The organism is Acidovorax sp. Leaf78, from assembly GCF_001422735.1.
In the GTDB taxonomy this organism is placed as follows: Bacteria; Pseudomonadota; Gammaproteobacteria; order Burkholderiales; family Burkholderiaceae_C; genus Acidovorax.
The window spans coordinates 196,422-212,094 of sequence record NZ_LMLZ01000023.1 but is presented as its reverse complement, the minus strand read 5'-3'; the positions used below and the strand labels follow the sequence as shown (position 1 = coordinate 212,094).

General features: G+C 68.2%; 14 protein-coding genes. 9 read left to right on the top strand and 5 right to left on the bottom strand.

The genetic code is table 11. The features are described 5' to 3' along the window. Window positions 1-936, bottom strand: a complete 936-nt coding sequence (locus ASF16_RS21730; RefSeq protein ID WP_056172101.1) for a LysR family transcriptional regulator — start codon at window positions 934-936, stop codon at window positions 1-3. Between the two features lie 126 nt (window positions 937-1,062). Here ASF16_RS21730 and ASF16_RS21725 point away from each other — a divergent pair, with 126 nt between their 5' ends. The 4 genes from ASF16_RS21725 to ASF16_RS21710 all read left to right on the top strand — a co-directional run bounded on the left by ASF16_RS21725 (window position 1,063) and on the right by ASF16_RS21710 (window position 6,273). Continuing rightward, the gene (locus ASF16_RS21725; RefSeq protein ID WP_056172098.1) at window positions 1,063-2,445 is read left to right on the top strand and encodes an acyclic terpene utilization AtuA family protein; all 1,383 of its coding nucleotides are present in this window, start codon (window positions 1,063-1,065) and stop codon (window positions 2,443-2,445) included. A gap of 13 nt (window positions 2,446-2,458) precedes the next feature. Beyond that, a complete protein-coding gene (locus tag ASF16_RS21720) occupies window positions 2,459-2,869 on the top strand; it encodes a hypothetical protein (RefSeq protein ID WP_056172096.1) in 411 nt (136 codons plus the stop codon). 68 nt (window positions 2,870-2,937) lie between these two features. Further along, window positions 2,938-3,933 carry a tripartite tricarboxylate transporter substrate binding protein gene (locus tag ASF16_RS21715; protein ID WP_056172093.1) on the top strand — a complete coding sequence of 332 codons (996 nt, stop codon included), beginning with the start codon at window positions 2,938-2,940 and terminating at the stop codon, window positions 3,931-3,933. A gap of 207 nt (window positions 3,934-4,140) precedes the next feature. Then, window positions 4,141-6,273, top strand: a complete 2,133-nt coding sequence (locus tag ASF16_RS21710) for an alpha/beta hydrolase domain-containing protein (RefSeq protein ID WP_056172282.1) — start codon at window positions 4,141-4,143, stop codon at window positions 6,271-6,273. A 448-nt stretch (window positions 6,274-6,721) separates the two neighbouring features. Here ASF16_RS21710 and ASF16_RS21705 read toward each other — a convergent pair whose 3' ends face one another. Continuing rightward, the gene (locus ASF16_RS21705) at window positions 6,722-7,615 is read right to left on the bottom strand and encodes a LysR family transcriptional regulator (protein WP_056172092.1); all 894 of its coding nucleotides are present in this window, start codon (window positions 7,613-7,615) and stop codon (window positions 6,722-6,724) included. 128 nt (window positions 7,616-7,743) lie between these two features. Between ASF16_RS21705 and ASF16_RS21700 the strand changes: the two genes are divergently transcribed. From ASF16_RS21700 to ASF16_RS21690, 3 genes are all read left to right on the top strand, one after another. After that, window positions 7,744-8,610 (top strand): MBL fold metallo-hydrolase, encoded by an 867-nt coding sequence (locus tag ASF16_RS21700; RefSeq protein ID WP_056172090.1) that lies wholly within the window; start codon window positions 7,744-7,746, stop codon window positions 8,608-8,610. A gap of 310 nt (window positions 8,611-8,920) precedes the next feature. Continuing rightward, a complete protein-coding gene (locus ASF16_RS21695) occupies window positions 8,921-9,226 on the top strand; it encodes a hypothetical protein (RefSeq protein WP_056172089.1) in 306 nt (101 codons plus the stop codon). A 6-nt stretch (window positions 9,227-9,232) separates the two neighbouring features. Next, entirely contained in the window at window positions 9,233-9,880 is a 648-nt protein-coding gene (locus ASF16_RS21690; RefSeq protein WP_082517087.1) for a DsbA family protein, read from the top strand. Window positions 9,881-10,263: 383 nt separating this feature from the next. On the opposite strand, the gene ASF16_RS21685 is transcribed toward ASF16_RS21690, so the two are convergent. After that, window positions 10,264-11,412 carry a zinc-binding dehydrogenase gene (locus ASF16_RS21685; protein WP_056172086.1) on the bottom strand — a complete coding sequence of 383 codons (1,149 nt, stop codon included), beginning with the start codon at window positions 11,410-11,412 and terminating at the stop codon, window positions 10,264-10,266. Between the two features lie 173 nt (window positions 11,413-11,585). After that, window positions 11,586-12,452, bottom strand: a complete 867-nt coding sequence (locus tag ASF16_RS21680; RefSeq protein ID WP_056172084.1) for a LysR family transcriptional regulator — start codon at window positions 12,450-12,452, stop codon at window positions 11,586-11,588. Window positions 12,453-12,758: 306 nt separating this feature from the next. Here ASF16_RS21680 and ASF16_RS21675 point away from each other — a divergent pair, with 306 nt between their 5' ends. Further along, the gene (locus ASF16_RS21675) at window positions 12,759-13,721 is read left to right on the top strand and encodes a DMT family transporter (protein ID WP_056172082.1); all 963 of its coding nucleotides are present in this window, start codon (window positions 12,759-12,761) and stop codon (window positions 13,719-13,721) included. Window positions 13,722-13,873: 152 nt separating this feature from the next. Further along, entirely contained in the window at window positions 13,874-14,251 is a 378-nt protein-coding gene (locus ASF16_RS21670; RefSeq protein WP_056172080.1) for a hypothetical protein, read from the top strand. Window positions 14,252-14,302: 51 nt separating this feature from the next. On the opposite strand, the gene ASF16_RS21665 is transcribed toward ASF16_RS21670, so the two are convergent. Continuing rightward, entirely contained in the window at window positions 14,303-15,349 is a 1,047-nt protein-coding gene (locus tag ASF16_RS21665; protein WP_235507472.1) for a dienelactone hydrolase, read from the bottom strand. Window positions 15,350-15,673 lie beyond the last annotated feature (324 nt).

Sequence of the window (15,673 nt, the reverse complement as noted above, 5' to 3'; positions counted from 1 at the left end):
CTAGTGGTGCTGTTGGTGCGCCTGCTGCGCCTGCTGCGCCGGTACGGGCGCATGCGCCATCACCAGGGCGTACAGCGCCTGCGCCGCCACCGACAGGCTCTCGTCGCGCCGCCGCACCAGGTAGATCTGCCGCGTGAGGCCTGCCAGCGCCAGGGGGCGTGTGACGAGGCCCGGCTGCTCGAAGTGGAACAGCGTGAGCGCCGGCACCACGCTGATGCCCAGGCCCGCGCGCACCATGCCCATCACGGTGGCCAGTTGCTCCACCTCCATCAGCGTGTGCATGGCCTGCGGGTGCAGGGCGGCCTCCAGGTACTGGCGCACGCTGCTGGTGCGCGCCAGGTGGATGAAGGGCCAGGCCGCCAGGTCCTGCGCGGTGACAGCCTTGCGCCGGCGCGCCAGCGGGTGGTCTGCAGGGCACACCAGGTAGAAGCCGTCGCTGCAAAAAGGCTCGGCCTGCAGCGCAGGGGTGTCGGCGCGGATGGCGGCCAGTGCAAAGTCGGCATGGCCGCTGGCCACGCGCTCGATGCAGGGCTCGGACAGCACGTCGGCGATGTCGATCTCGATGCCGGGGTGCGCTGCGCGGTACTGCGCCAGCACGGCGGGCAGCCAGCCCGCGGCCAGCGACGGCAGCAGCGCCACGGCCACGCGCCCGCGCTGCAGCGTGGCGGCATCGCGCACGGCCGACAGCGCGTTGGTGATCTCTGCGCGGATGCGGCGGGCCGATTCCAGAAAGTTGTGCCCCTCGGGCGTCAAGTCCACATGCCGCGTGCTGCGGTCGAACAGCCGCAGGCCCAGGTCGTCCTCCAGCGCGCGGATGAGCGCGCTGAACGCAGGCTGCGACAGGTGGCACAGGGCTGCCGCGCGGGTGAAGCTGCGCTGCTCGGCCAGCGCGATGAAGGCGTCGATCTGGCGGCTGGAGAGGTGGGCGGTGCTCATGGGTGAAGGCGAGGGCAGAAAAGCCCGCAAGGGCTATTTATCTGCAATGCAAATGGATTCATCATAAATATCGATTTCACAGAATACCGCAGTGTTTCTACAGTGCGGCCCAGGAGACAAACATTCATGGCGAACAACACCCATCTGCGGGTCGGCTGCGCCGCCGGCTTTTCGGGCGACCGCACGGACGCGGCCTTGCCCGTGGTGCAGGCGCTCATCGCCAGCGGCCAGCCGTCGGTGCTCATCTTCGAGACCCTGGCCGAGCGCACGCTGGCCCTGGCGCAACTGGCCCGCCGCACCGACCCCGATGCGGGCTACGAGCCGCTGCTGGCCGACCTGCTGCGCCCCGTGCTCGGGCTGTGCCTGGCGCACGGCGTGCGCATCGTCAGCAACTTCGGCGCGGCCAACCCGCACGGCGCCGCACGCCGCATTCAAGCGCTGGCGGCCGAGCTCGGCCTGGCCCGCCCGCGCATCGCCGTGCTGCAGGGCGACGACCTGAGCGGCCCGGCCCACCGCGCGCTGCTGCAGGACGCCCTGGGCAGCGCCATGCCCACTGAGCCCATCGTGAGCGCCAACGCCTACATCGGCGCACAGGCCATTGCCGATGCGCTGCGCGCCGGGGCCGACATCGTGGTCTGCGGCCGCGTGGCCGACCCGTCGCTCGTGCTGGGCCCGGCGCTCGCGCACTACGGCTGGGCGCTGGACGACTGGGACCGCCTGGCCCGCGCCACCATGGCCGGGCACCTGCTCGAATGCGGCGCGCAGGTCACGGGCGGCTACTTTGCCGACCCCGGCTACAAGGACGTGCCGGGCTTGGCGCAACTGGGCTACCCCATCGCCGAGATCGACGCCGACGGCCACTGCACCATCACCAAGCCGCCCGGCACCGGCGGGCGCATCGACGAGCGCACCGTCAAGGAGCAGCTGCTGTACGAGCTGCACGACCCGGCGGCCTACCTCACGCCCGACGTGGTGGCCGACATCACCCGGGCCCGCGTGCAGGCCGTGGGCCCCGACGCCGTGCGCCTCACCGGCGTGCAGGGCCACGCGCAGCCCGCCACGCTCAAGGTCAACGTGTGCTTTGAATCCGGCTGGTTCGCCGAGGGCGAAATCTCCTACGCAGGCCCGCGCGCCCAAGCCCGCGCGCGCCTGGCGGGCGAGGTGCTGCGCGAGCGGCTGGCCGGCCTGGGCCCGCTGCGCATCGACCTGATCGGCGTGACCAGCATCTTCGGCGACGACACCAGCCGGTGGCTAGATGCGCCCGCCAGCGATAGCAACAGCAACAGCGGCGACGCCCGCAACGACGTGCGTGATGTGCGCCTGCGCGTGGCCCTGCAGCACCGCGACCACGCCAGCGCCCAGCGCCTGGTGCGCGAGGTGACCGCGCTCTACACCTGCGGGCCTGCGGGCGGCGGCGGCGTGCGCACCGCCATGCGCCCACGCCTGGGCACGGTGTCGTGCCTGGTGCCGCGCGATGCGGTGGCAGTGCGCTTCGAGATGGTTGATTGAGGGACCACACACCATGACTTCTGCAACCCCGGCCGCAACCCAGCCCTCCACCACGGCAACCACCACGGCAACCATCACTGTTCCGCTTTATCGCCTGGCCCACAGCCGCACCGGCGACAAAGGCAACCGCTCCAACATCAGCGTCATCGCGTGGCACCCCGCGCTGTGGGATGTGCTGGTCGAGCAGGTCACCGAAGCCGCCGTGGCGCGCCAGTTCGCGCTGCGCCAGCCGCGCCAGGTCACGCGCTACCTGCTGCCGCAGCTGCAGGCCATGAACATCGTGCTGGACGATGTGCTGGACGGCGGCGTGAACGATTCGCTCAACCTCGACAGCCACGGCAAGGCGCTGAGCTACCTGCTGCTGGACATGCCCGTCACCGTGCCTGCCGCGCTGGCACCGCACCTGGGCGGGCCGCCGCCGTAGCGGTCGCTTGTTTGACGGGCTCCCGATTCACCTTCCGCTTTTCCATACCTAAACACAAGGAGACAACCATGAACCGATCCACTTCGCTGTTGAACCAGGGCCGACGCCACGCGATGGCCGCCGCCGTGCTGGCGCTGGGCGCGCTGCAGGGCGGGGCTGTCCATGCGCAGGCCTACCCCGCCAAGCCCATCACCTTCGTCGTGCCGTTCGCGGCCGGCAGCGCCACCGACCAACTGGCGCGCGCGCTGGGGCAGTCCATCACCAACGACACCAAGCAGGCGGTGGTCATCGACAACAAGGCCGGTGCCAGCGGCATGATCGCGGCGTCGGCCGTGGCCAAGGCAGCGGCCGATGGCTACAGCGTGCTCATCACCACCAACACCACGCATGCGGCCAACGAGCATCTGTACAAGAAGCTCTCGTACGACCCGGTGAAGGACTTTGTGCCGGTGACCGGCCTGGGCAAGGGCGGGCAGGTGCTGGTGGTCAACGCCACCGCGCCATACAAGAACGTGGGCGAGCTGCTGGCCTTTGCCAAGAAGAACCCCGGCAAGCTCAGTTTTGGCAGCGGCAGCTCGTCGAGCCGCATGGCCGGCGAGATGCTCAAGCAACTGGCCAGCGTGGACATCCTGCACGTGCCCTACAAGAGCAACCCGCTGGCCATCACCGACCTGCTGGGCGGGCAGATCGACCTGATGATCACCGACACCTCCACCGGCGTGCCCCAGGTCAAGGCGGGCAAGCTGCGTGCGCTGGGCTATTCCACCCAAAAGCGCAGCGCCCAACTGCCCGACGTGCCCACGCTGGACGAGGCCGGCGTGAAGGGCTACGACATGGGCTACTGGTTTGCGGCCTACGTGCCGGCCGGCACCCCCGCACCGGTGGTGGCGCGCCTGAACGAGCTGCTCACGGCGGCCACCAGGAGCGCGGCGGCCAAGAGCTTCTACGACAACGCGGGGTCCGAGGCATGGACGACCACGCCCGATGAACTCGCCAAGTTCCAGGCCGCTGAAACCCAGAAGTGGGGCAAGGTGATCAAGGCCGCCGGGATCGAGGCCGAGTAAGCCAGCAGGCCACCCAAGCCAGCCCACAAGCCGCAGCCCCCGCGCAGGGCCGCGGCTTCTTCCACCCCGTTTTCCGTTCTGCCAGTCCGCCCTCCTTCCCCGGCAGGCGCGGGCGGAGCCTTGCCGCGCGCAGTGCACCAGACGCTGCCGTTTTTCTCCCAGAGCCGCTTGAGCGGCCACCACCCACCATCCATCCCAGGAGACAACATGCAACCCCTTCACGCACTCGGAAAACTCGCCCTCACGGCCGCCGCCGCGGCAGCCCTGGCCGCTTGTGGCGGCAGCGGCAGCAGCAATGGCGACGACGCCCGCAAAGGCCCGGCCCTCAAGCTCCAGATCACCGCCACCGAGGCCTTCCCCGGCAGCTACGGCGACGTGGGCGAGTACGAGCGCCTCACAGGCACCATCAGCGGCGAGGTCGACCCCAAGGACCCCAAGAACGCCACCATCCAGGACCTGGCGCTCGCGCCCACCAACGCCAACGGCATGGTCGAGTACCAGGCCGACTTCGTCATGCTCAAGCCCAAGAACATGGCCAAGGCCGGCGGTGTCTTGCGCTACGACGCACCCAACCGCGGCAACATCCTCACGATGCTCAACCCCACGGCCACGCCCAGCGATGCGGTGTACCTGGAGCGCGGCTACGTGATGCTGTACTCCGCCTGGCAGGGCGACGTGCCCAAGACCACCCCGGCGCGCCTCACGGTGACCGTGCCCGTGGCGAAGAACAAGGACGGCAGCAGCATCACCGGCCCCTACCGTGCCGAGCTGGTGCCCACTGTGGCCAGCGCATCAATGACGCTGCCCGGCGGCGTCTTCAATGGCACCATGATCCCGTACGAGCCCGCCAGCCTGGACAACACCCAGCCCGGCTACTCGCTCACCCGCCGCGCCAACGAAACGGATGCACGCGTGCCGGTGCCCGCAGCCGACTGGAAGTTCGCCACCTGCGATGCGGGCACCAATGCCTTCCCCGGCACCGCCAGCCCCACCAGCGTGTGCCTCAAAGGCGGGTTCGACCCGGCCTACCTGTACGAGCTGGTCTACGTCGCCAAGGACCCCAAGGTCATGGGCGTGGGCCTGGCCGCGCTGCGCGAAACGGTGAGCTTCTTTCGCAGCAAGGCGGCCGACTCGTCGGGCACGCCCAACCCGCTGGCGGGCCGCATCCAGTACACGCTGGGGCAGGGCACCTCGCAGTCGGGCAACGCGATGAAGACGTTCCTGCACCTGGGCTTCAACCAGGCGCTCGACGGCGGCAAGGTGTTCGACGGCATCTTCGCCCACGTGGCCGCGCGCCAGACCCACATCAACACCCGCTTTGCCGTGCCCGGCGGCGGCGGGGGCCTGCGCACCGACCACACGGCCTTCGGCCAGACGGCGCCGCGCGGGCTGGACAAGGACTACAACGACGACATCAGCGGCCGCCAGGGCGGCGTGATGAAACGCTGCGCCGCCACCAGCACCTGCCCCAAGTTCTTTCTGGGCCTGTCGGGCACCGAGTTCTGGCAACTGCAGGGCTCGCCCGTGCTGACCGATGCCCGCGGCACCAAGGACCTGGCCCAGCCCGACAACGCGCGCATTTATTACTACGCCAGCACCCAGCACGGCGGGGCAGGGGGCACGGCCAGCATCGCGTACGCGCCCACGCGCGCTACCTACCCCACGGGCACGGTGGTGCACTTCAACGACACCTTCCGCGCGCTGTTCCTGAACCTGGAAGACTGGGTGGTGCGCGGCACGCAGCCGCCCGCCAGCCAGGTGCCACGCATCGACAATGGCACGCTGGTGCGGCCCGAGGCGCTGGCCTTTCCGGTCATGAAGGGGCTGACCTGGGCGGTGGGCGGCTTGCAGACGGCCATTCCTGAGTTCAGCTACCGGGGCCTGTACAACAACTTCCCGTTGTTCGACTTTGGCCCGCAGTACATCCCGCAGGACGAATCGGGCATTGCCACCATCCTGCCCCCGCGCAACCTGGGCCGCGACTACGCGATCATGGTGCCGCAGGTCGATGCGTCCACCGGCCTCACCCGCGCCGGCATCCGCAGCGTGGAAGCGCGCGCGCCTCTGGGCACCAGCATCGAGTTCAACTACGTCGCCACGCCCGGCATCACCGACCTGGCCAACCTCACCGGCAGCTTCATCCCCTTCCACAAGACGCGCGCCGCACGGCTGGCAGCGGGCGATGCGCGGCCGTCGCTGGAAGAGCTGTACGGCACGCAAGACGGCTACGTGGCGGCCGTGACCGAGGCCGCCAACGCACTGGTGGCGCAGCGCCTGCTGCTGCAGCGCGACGCGGACCTGCAGATTGCGCGGGCCAAGGTGGCGGCGGTGTTGCCTTGAGGTGACTGGGTATTTGGGGTGGGGCTGAGGTTTTGGTGCCGTTGTGCTTCTTGGCGGTGGCCCCCCTCTCCCCAACCCCTCTCCCGCGAGGGGCGAGGGGCTAAGGTCCGCGGGGGCGCATGGCGTTAGGGGCTTAAGCAGACGGCGCCACATGCAGGGCGGGGCGCAGTCCCCTTCGCCGACGCTCCTGCATTCACACCCTCTCCCCTCGCGGGAGAGGGCGGGGGAGAGGGGGTGGTGGATCAAGCATTCATGCATCCTTGCCCACAGCTCCCTCTCCCCGACCCCTCTCCCGCAAGGGGCGAGGGGCGAGGTGCCAGGGCGCCGGGGTGCTGTTGATCGCCTGTCCAGCATCAAGCAAAAAACAGCCTCTACCGCTGGATCAGAAAGCGCTACCAGCTATCGAAAAGATAGCGTTTTACTCATCTGCCACGCCTACCCGCGCCAACTACCAAGGCACCCCTTCAAACCGCTGCACCAAAAAATCCAGCAGCGCCCGCACCGCCGGCGACAAATGCCGACGTGACGGGTACAGCGCGTAGATCGTCATCACTGGCAAATCCCACGCGGGCAGCACGGCCTGCAGCTCGCCACTGCGCAGCAACGGGTTGGCCAGGTACGTCGGCTGCATCGCAATGCCGCCCCCCGCCAGCGCCGCGCGCATCAGTGTGGTGGCCTCGTTGGCGCTGAAGTGGCCCGACACGCCCACGCGCTCGGTCTCTGCGTCCCGGGTCAGCGTCCACACGCTCTTGCCAAAGTTGGCATAGCTCAGGCAGCGGTGCTGCGCCAGATCGGCCGGCACCTGGGGCGTGCCGTGCGTGGCCAGGTAGGCGGGTGATGCCACCAGCACCGAGTCACACCGCGCCAGCGGCCGGCCGATGAGCAGCGGGTCGGGCTCGGCGCTGATGCGGATGGCCAGGTCGATGCGGCGCTCCACCAGGTTCAGCGACCCCTCGCTCGCGTCCAGGTCGATCTTGAGCTGCGGGTGTTGCGCCAGAAAGTCCGCAATCGCCGCGCCCATCTGCGCGAACGCGAACGACACGCTGCAGGTCAGCCGCAACTGGCCGCGCAGCTCGCCCTCGGTGGTGCTGGCGGTTTCTTCCTCCAGGTCTTGCGACAGCGCCAGCATCTGCTGGCAGCGGCGCAGGCAGTGCTCGCCGGCATCCGTCAGCGTCACGCTGCGGGTGGTGCGCTGCAGCAGCCGCGCCTGCAGCCACTGCTCCATCTCGCCCACATAGCGCGTGACCATGGCGCGCGACATCTCCAGCCGCTCGGCCGTGGCGCTGAAGCTGCCGCTGGTGGCCACTTCCACAAACACCCGCATGGCGGTCAGGCGGTCCATATTTGCTCTATTGGTGCAACAAATATGCGCATTTTATGGGGTTTATTGGATCGATTGGCGCAAATAAACTTCGCTTCGACATCAACGCCAAGCCCTGACAACCCCTTCAACGTTCTGGAAAAACCACCATGTTCCGCACCACCCTCATCGCCGCCACCCTCGCCGTCGCCTTCACTGGCGCCCAGGCTGCCCAGCCCCTGCAAGTCAAGGTCTACAACGCCGACGGCAACAGCTTCAACGTCAACTCCACCGTGGTCTACGGCGAGAAGGAAGCCATGGTCATCGACGCCGGCTTCACCCGTGCCGACGCACTGCGCATTGCCGCCAACGTGCTCGACACCGGCAAGGAACTCAAGACCATCTACGTGAGCCAGGCCGACCCCGACTACTACTTCGGCGTGGAAACGCTCAAGGAAATCTTCCCCAAGGCCGACGTGGTGACCACCCCCGCCGTGCTGGAGAAGATCAACGCCAAGCTGGCGACCAAGCTCTCGTTCTGGGGACCCAAGATGGGTGCCAACGCACCGCGCACGCCTGTGCTGCCCAAGGCCATCAGCGGCAACACGCTGAGCGTGGACGGCCAGGTGGTCGAGATCCGCGGCACCACCGGCGTGCTGGCGCACCGCCCGTATGCGTGGATCCCGTCCATCAAGGCCATCGTGGGCAACATCGCGGTGTCGGGCACCAACACCCACGTGTGGACGGCCGACACGCAAACCGTGGCCGAGCGCAGCGCCTGGGTGGCCCAGCTCGACGAGATGGCCGCACTGCAGCCCACGGTGGTCGTGCCCGGCCACATGCCTGCCGGCGGCACGCTCGATGCTGCCAACATCACCTACACCAAGGGCTACCTGCAAGCCTTCGAGAAGCATGCCGCAGCCACCAAGACCAGCGCTGAACTCATCGACGCGATGAAGAAGGCCTACCCCGCAGCGCCCATGGGCCTGTCGCTGGACATCGGCGCCAAGGTCAACAAGGGCGAGATGAAGTGGTAAATCGCTGAATTCTGGAAAGGCCGCGACGAACCTGCGGTTCATCCATCGCTTCCGTTGGCGCTGGTGCCGCCGTTCAGGCTCCCACAACCGCTCGGGCTCTCACGACCGTTCGGCTCCCACACCCGTTCGGGCTGAGCTTGTCGAAGCCCCGCGCGGCGCTTCGACAAGCCTGTCCTGAGCCTGTCGAAGGGCTCAGCGTGAACGGGTGGGAGATGATCGAACGCAGATAGAAAGTTAGTCCCATAGATAGCTATAAGACTTCGTTCTGCAGCGCCACCGCCAGCCATCCGTTTTTCACAAGGAGCCCACCGTGTCCACGCATTCACTCCAGCAAGTCCTGCAGCACCTGCACGCCGGGCGCTGGAACGCGGCGCACGACCTGGTGCAGCACGACGGCTCGATGCTCGCAGCCTGGCTGCACGGCATCCTGCATGTGCAGGAAGGCGACCTCGAAGATGCCGAAAACTGGTACGACCGGGCCGGCCGCCACTTCCGCAGCCGGGGCACGCTGGTAGAAGAGCTCGCACTTTTCGAAGCCGCACTTGCTGCATCAGCACCCCCTGCCGCATCCCCCACCGCATCCCCCACAGCATCCCCTGATCCTGAAAGCCCCTGACCCACCATGTCCTCCATCTCCGTCACCTATCTGTTCGACCCCCTGTGCGGCTGGTGCTACGCCGCCGCGCCCGCGCTGAAGCACCTGCAGGGCGTGGATGGCATCCACGTCTCGCTCGCGCCCACCGGCCTGTTTGCAGGCGCAGGCGCGCGGCCCATGGATGCGGAATTTGCCGCCTATGCGTGGAGTAACGACCAGCGCATCCAGCAGCTCACGGGCCAGCCCTTCACGCAGGCTTACCGCGACCAGATTCTGGGTGCGCCGTCTGGCCGTTTCGACTCAGGCCCTGCCACGCTGGCGCTGACTGCCGTGGCCCACACCGCGCCCGAGCGCGAGTTGGAGGCCCTGCATGCGCTGCAGCATGCCCGCTATGTGGACGGGCGCGACACTGCAGAGCCTGCCGTGCTGGCCGATGTGCTCAATGCCCTGGGCCTGGTCGACGCCGCGGCGCTCAAGCTGGCGCCCGATGCAGCCCTGCGCACGCTGCTGGCTGAACGTGTGGCCTACGCCCAGTCCACACTGCGCGCCGTGGGTGCACGGGGTGTGCCGCAACTGGTGGTGACAGGGCAGAGCGGCGCGCTGCGGCTGTTGGGGGGCGATGCGCTGCTGGGGCCGCGCGAGCAGTTGGTGGCGCTGGTGCGGGCAGCGGCCTGACGGACAGCCACTCGCAGTCAACGAAAAAACAATCACCGTTCACGCGCAGCTCGCCGAAGCGCGGTGAAAGGCTTCGACAGGCTCAGCCCGAACGGTTTTTGAGGGGCTCAGCCCGAACGGTGTGGGGCGAGTGAAGATGCAGCCACAACTACCCGTTCACGCTGAGCCCTTCGGCAGGCTCAGGACAGGCTTGTCGAGGCGCCGCGCAAGGCTTCGACAGGCTCAGCCCGAACGGTGTTTGAGAGCTCAGCCCGAACGGTGTGGGGGTAAGTGAAATGGAATCCCCAATATCCGTTCACGCTGAGCCCTTCGACAGACTCAGGACAGGCTCGTCGAAGCGCCGCACAACGCTCCGACAGACTGTGACCTGCACCGACCCCCGCTCACTCCATCGACGGATCGATCAACACCTTCGCACCCGTATTCCGCGCACCATAAAACGCGATCGCATCGGCGCTCACAGCCCCGGCCAGCGACACCGTGCGCGCATAGTGGCTGGCAAACGTGGTCTTCAACTCCGCCGCCACGCGCGCGCGCAGCGCCTGGGCCGCGGCATCCCCGATCTTGGCCAGGAACGGAAACAGCAGCCACCCGCCAATGCCCCAGGCCATGCCGAACGTGCGGTGGATCTCGGTCGGCCGCGTGTCCAGGTGACCATACAAATACACCTGCTTGTGCACCGCCGATCCATACCGGCTGTACTCCTGCGCCTTGCGGTTGATGGCCGCTTCCATGCACTGCAGGATCTGCCCGGCCAGCGTGCCGCCGCCGGTGGCGTCGAACGCGATAGTCGCGCCCGTGGCCACCAGCGCCTCGGTCAGGTCGGCCACGAAAGTGGGCGCGCTGGTGTCGCACACATACTGCGCGCCGATGCCGCGCAGCAGCGCTGCCTGCTCGGGCTTGCGCACGATGTTGACCAGGCCGATGCCGTCCTTCTGGCAGATCTTGTTCAGCATCTGGCCCAGGTTGCTGGCCGCGGCGGTGTGCACCAGCGCGGTGTGGCCCTCGCGCTTCATGGCCTCCACCATGCTCAGCGCGGTCAGCGGGTTGACGAAGCACGATGCGCCCTCGGCCGCCGTGGTGCCTTCAGGCAGCGGCAGGCACTGCGCCGCCGGCATGGCGCGGTACTGCGCGTACATGGCGCCGCCAATGACGGCCACCGTGCGGCCCAGCAGTGCCTGCGCTGCGGGCGACGCGCCCGCAGCCACCACCAGGCCCGCGCCCTCGTTGCCCACGGGCATGCTCTGGCCCAAACGTGCGGCCATGCCGGGCATGGCGCGGTCGGGGATGCGGGCCGTGGCCACCGGGCGCTCGGCCGTGCCCGTGACCTGCACCGTGGACAAATCGGCGGGGCCCAGCAGCAGGCCGATGTCCGACGGGTTGATGGGCGTGGCCTGCACCTGGATCAGCACCTCGTCAGGCCCCGGCGTGGGCACGGGCGTGGGCTCCAGGCTGATCTGCAAGGTGCCGTCGGGCTGGACGAGCGAGCGCAGTTGCAGTGCGGTGGTGGGAATGTCGGTGGTGGTGGTCATGCTTGGCTTTCGGTAGGAAGAAGGGCGCGCCGTTGGTTCAATTGCGCGCCCCGGTGCCAAACATTAGAACTGGATTGCGCCGCAGCCACGGTCGCGCAAGTGCCTTGCGGCGGCAGGGTTGCTGTCGTGGTCCGCAGTGCCGGCCGGCACGCTGGCCGTGTCGCCACGCACCATCAACTCCCCAGCGTGCGCAGCATCTGCTCGTACATCGCATCCACCGCTGGCGAGCGCAGCGACACCTTGCTGCGCAGCACCGCCACCTCCATCGAATCGAGCAGCGGCAGGTCAAACTCTGCCGGCAGGTCCTGCAGTATCTGCAAGTGCGCGGGCACGCTGCAGCGCGTGAGCACCGCCACGGCCAGGCCGCTCTCCACCGCGGCCAGCTGCCCCGCCAGGCTGGAGCTGTGGTACACGATGCGGTGCGCACGCCGCCGCGCCGCCAGCGCCTTCATCGTGGCGATGCGGGCCAGGCTGGCCGATTCGTACACCGCAATCGGCAGCGGGTCGCGCCGCCACACCTCGTGCTGCGGCGAGCCCACCCACACCAACGGCTCATCAAACAAAAAGTGCCCGCGCTGCGGCTTGTCGCGCGAGACCAGCGCCAGGTCCAGCTCGCCGCGCCCCAGGCGCGGGATCAGCGACGTGGACTGCTCGCACGTCAGCTCGATCTCCACCCCGTGGTAGCGGTGCGCAAAGCTGCGCAGCACCGGCGTGAGGTAGGCGCTGGCATAGTCGTCCGGCACACCCAGCCGCACGCGCCCGGCCAGCTGCGGGCCGAACAGCGCCGTGTGCGCCTCGGCCTGCAGGTCGAGCACGCGGCGCGCGTACGACAGCAGCTCGGCCCCGGCCGGCGTCACCTCCAGGTGGCGCGGCCCGCGCAGCAGCACCGGGCGGCCGAGCGCAGCCTCCAGCTTCTTGATCTGCATGCTGACTGCGGATTGGGAGCGGTGCACCAGCGGCGCCGCGCCCGAGAGCGAGCCTGCGTCCACCACGGCCACAAAGGCGCGCAGCCAGTCGATCTGAAAGTCTGGGTGGTTCATGGTGGTGACAGGGCCTTGGTGGGGGGGCAGTGGTGTGATCTGGCGTCTTGCCGTGTGGCTGGCGACTGCGCAGATTCTCTGGTCCGTCGCACAGGGATTGGGGCGGGCTTCGACAGGCTCAGCCTGAACGGTCGGTGTGAACGTGAGTGTGGGTGTGGGTGTGGGTGTGGGTGCTTATGGCCGCGGGTGGAGACGCAGGGTGTCGTGCACTGTCAAACGCCATTTTTAAAGGCATTCGTTTATCGAATGATATCCGTTCGAATTATCCGTTTTACACCACAACGCTAAACCCCGAGCATCAGCCCCATGAATCTCAAAGCCGGCATCGCAGCGTCCCTATCCCCCGCAGAGCCATCGCAACCACCTGTCCAGCGCGAGCGCGACGGCCAGTGGCTGCTCATCGCCGGGGGCGTGCTGCTGGGCACCATCGGAGTGTTTGTGGAAGAGGCGGGCCAGCACCCGCTGGTGACGGTGTGGTTCCGCTGCGCATTCGGCGCGCTGGCGCTGCTGGCCTGGTGCCTGGCCACGGGCCGGGGGCGCGAGCTGCTGCTCAGCGGCCGCACCCGCTGGGTGGCGTGCGCCACCGGCGTGCTCATGGTGTTCAACTGGGCGCTGTTCTTCGCGGCCATCCCGCGCACCTCCATCGCCGTGGCGACGGTCATCTTTCACATCCAGCCCATCTGGGTCATCGTGTTCGGCGCGCTGTTTCTGCGCGAGGCCGTCTCGCCCACGCAGTGGCTGGCCACCCTGGCCGCGTTGGGCGGCCTGGTGCTGACCACCGGCCTGCTGGACGGCACCGCAGCGGCTGCGGCCGCCAGCAGCAGTGGTGGTGGCGGCGGCTACATGGCGGGTGTGCTGATGTGCCTGGGCGGCTCGCTGTGCTACGCGGGCGTCACGCTGCTGGCCAACACGCAAAAGGCCATCAGCCCCTTTGCGATGGCGCTGTGGCAGTGCCTGGTGGGCGCCGTGGCGCTGGTGTGGGCCCCCTTCGTGCTGGGCTGGCCGCAGCAGGGTGCTGCATGGGCCTGGCTGCTGGGCCTGGGCGTGGTGCACACGGGGCTGGCGTATGTGGTGCTGTTCGCCGGCATGGCCCGCCTGGCGCTGGGGCGCATCGCGGTGCTGCAGTTTGTGTACCCGCTCACCGCGGTGCTGGTGGACTGGGCGGTGTATGGCCGCACGCTCAGCGCCGTGCAACTCGCGGGTGTGGGGCTGATGGCGGCGGCGTTGTGGACGATCCGGCGGCCCCAGTTGTCCGCCAAGCAGGCCTGACGCTGCGCGGGGCGCTTTAGCTGAAGACCGCTGTAATTTCCTGTAATCGCCAAGCCGTCCGGTCGGCGCCACGATGGGCTCGCTTCCTCAACAGGTGATGAAGCCGAGGGCGCCGAAAATCGTCAAAGAGTAGGCATTCAGGAGAGCGGAAAATGAAAAAATTCATGACTGCAGCGCTTGCCGTGCTGCTGTGCGGGACGGCCTTGGCCAGGCCCACGTATGTGTTCCAGCCGGACTGGGATGCAGAAATCAACAACGACGTGAACAATCCCGCCACCGGAAAGCCCTACACGCAAACTCAGGTCCAGACATTTCTGGATAACGTCAAAAACCGAGGTGACGACGAATCCAAGGCCGCCCAGGTTTTGCGCGCGTGTGGGCAGGTCCAGATAAAGAAAGGGTGCCATCAGGCCTCCGAGCCCCACATCACGATCTGGGTGGATGGCCGGGTCAAATCCAACCAGGTCAAAGCCTGCCAGAAGGTCGACCCTGACAGCGCCGTGCATGTGAACGGCTGCGATGCGCGCTGAGCGGCTCCATGTTGTCAGCGGGGCAGACTTGCCGCCGCTGACGAAAACCGCTCAGGGCGCCTTGCCCGCCGCGATGCCTGCCGTTGCAGACGCCGGAATGTGCCGCTGAAAGAACTGCACCACCTGCGCATTGAACACCTGGTGAAACGCCACCCGGTCAAACCCCGGCGCATCGCGGCAAATGTCCGGCGCCACCTCGGCCAACGCCGGCGAGCAGGGCGCCAGAAAGGCATAGTGCCCCGCGTTGGCGGCCAGATGCCAGTCGGGCGCGCGGGGCAGGCCCTGGCGCACGGTTTCCACGCTGTTCAACGTGACGCCGTCGCCACCCAGCGCCGAGGCCCACAACTGCACCGGCACGCCGACCTGCCGAAGGCCCTTGGCGTCGAACACGCTCAAGGGATCGACGATGACCGCCGCCTTGATGCGCGCATCCGGCGCGGGTGTGGCCGGTATCTCGTTGCGGCGGATCTCGCCGCACAGCGGCCGGGTGGACAGCGGTGGGCACAGGTCTGGCCGCAGCGTCCAGTCCGGCACAGCGCCAGTGGCCACCAGCCCCGTGTAGCCCCCGCGTGAAAAGCCGAAGAAGCCGACCTTGCCCGCGTCCAGCTGCGCGCGCTGGGGCCACGCGCCCAGCATGTAAACCGTCAGCCGCTTCATGTCCACGGGCCGCGTGGCAAACGCCGACAGGTGGCCCTGGCGGCTCATGTCCTGAAAGTTGTCGCCCGGGTGGTGGATGGAGGCCACCACATAGCCCGCATCGGCCAGCGCTGCCGCCGTATCGTGGTGCCCCAGGGCCGATCCGCCCGCGCCGTGCGACACCACCACCAGCGGCAGACCTGGGCCGGTCACGGGGCAGTCCCGCGTGCCTTGCAGCACCAGCGGCGCCAGGTCGATGGGGCCCGGCGGCGTGCTGCACGGCGACCACACGGCGCCGCGCAGCGCGGGCCCGTCCTGGTCGGCGGGCACCTCGATGAAGGCAAAGCCTGCGGCGTGGGCCAGGGTGGCGGCGCTGCAGAGCGCCGCGGTGGACAGCCAGCGAAAGGCAATGCCAAAGCCAGAGCGGGCATGCAAGCGGGAGATGAATCCAGTGGAGGTCATGGTGATGGATGGCTGGGGCGGTTGGGAACTGGCAGGCCGGTGCGCAGGTCGGCGTGCGCGGCGTTGCGCCGCACAGTGTGCCGCAGCCTGCGCGCCGGGACCGGGCCGATCTTGCGGCCTTGCAGCGTGGCTGCACCGGTGGTCCGCTCGGCAGTCAACCCTGTGAACCGGTGACGCAGAGCCCTGTGGCTGATGATGGCGGGGCTACCGACGTGCGGCGCAGGGCTTCGACAGGCTCAGCCCGAACGGTTGGGGGAGCTCAAAGAACGGCAGCCAAAACCTCAGTCAAGGTCCGTTGCCGTCGACGCCCACCCATGCCGCCTC

Excerpts from the sequence above, each read along its gene's own strand:
- ASF16_RS21665 (WP_235507472.1), bottom strand. The coding sequence starts at position 15,349 with ATGACCTCCACTGGATTCATCTCCCGCTTGCATGCCCGCTCTGGCTTT.
- ASF16_RS21710 (WP_056172282.1), top strand. The coding sequence starts at position 4,141 with ATGCAACCCCTTCACGCACTCGGAAAACTCGCCCTCACGGCCGCCGCC.
- ASF16_RS21720 (WP_056172096.1), top strand. The coding sequence starts at position 2,459 with ATGACTTCTGCAACCCCGGCCGCAACCCAGCCCTCCACCACGGCAACC.
- ASF16_RS21670 (WP_056172080.1), top strand. The coding sequence starts at position 13,874 with ATGAAAAAATTCATGACTGCAGCGCTTGCCGTGCTGCTGTGCGGGACG.
- ASF16_RS21730 (WP_056172101.1), bottom strand. The coding sequence starts at position 936 with ATGAGCACCGCCCACCTCTCCAGCCGCCAGATCGACGCCTTCATCGCG.
- ASF16_RS21680 (WP_056172084.1), bottom strand. The coding sequence starts at position 12,452 with ATGAACCACCCAGACTTTCAGATCGACTGGCTGCGCGCCTTTGTGGCC.
- ASF16_RS21675 (WP_056172082.1), top strand. The coding sequence starts at position 12,759 with ATGAATCTCAAAGCCGGCATCGCAGCGTCCCTATCCCCCGCAGAGCCA.
- ASF16_RS21715 (WP_056172093.1), top strand. The coding sequence starts at position 2,938 with ATGAACCGATCCACTTCGCTGTTGAACCAGGGCCGACGCCACGCGATG.
- ASF16_RS21725 (WP_056172098.1), top strand. The coding sequence starts at position 1,063 with ATGGCGAACAACACCCATCTGCGGGTCGGCTGCGCCGCCGGCTTTTCG.
- ASF16_RS21690 (WP_082517087.1), top strand. The coding sequence starts at position 9,233 with ATGTCCTCCATCTCCGTCACCTATCTGTTCGACCCCCTGTGCGGCTGG.
- ASF16_RS21700 (WP_056172090.1), top strand. The coding sequence starts at position 7,744 with ATGTTCCGCACCACCCTCATCGCCGCCACCCTCGCCGTCGCCTTCACT.
- ASF16_RS21705 (WP_056172092.1), bottom strand. The coding sequence starts at position 7,615 with ATGGACCGCCTGACCGCCATGCGGGTGTTTGTGGAAGTGGCCACCAGC.
- ASF16_RS21685 (WP_056172086.1), bottom strand. The coding sequence starts at position 11,412 with ATGACCACCACCACCGACATTCCCACCACCGCACTGCAACTGCGCTCG.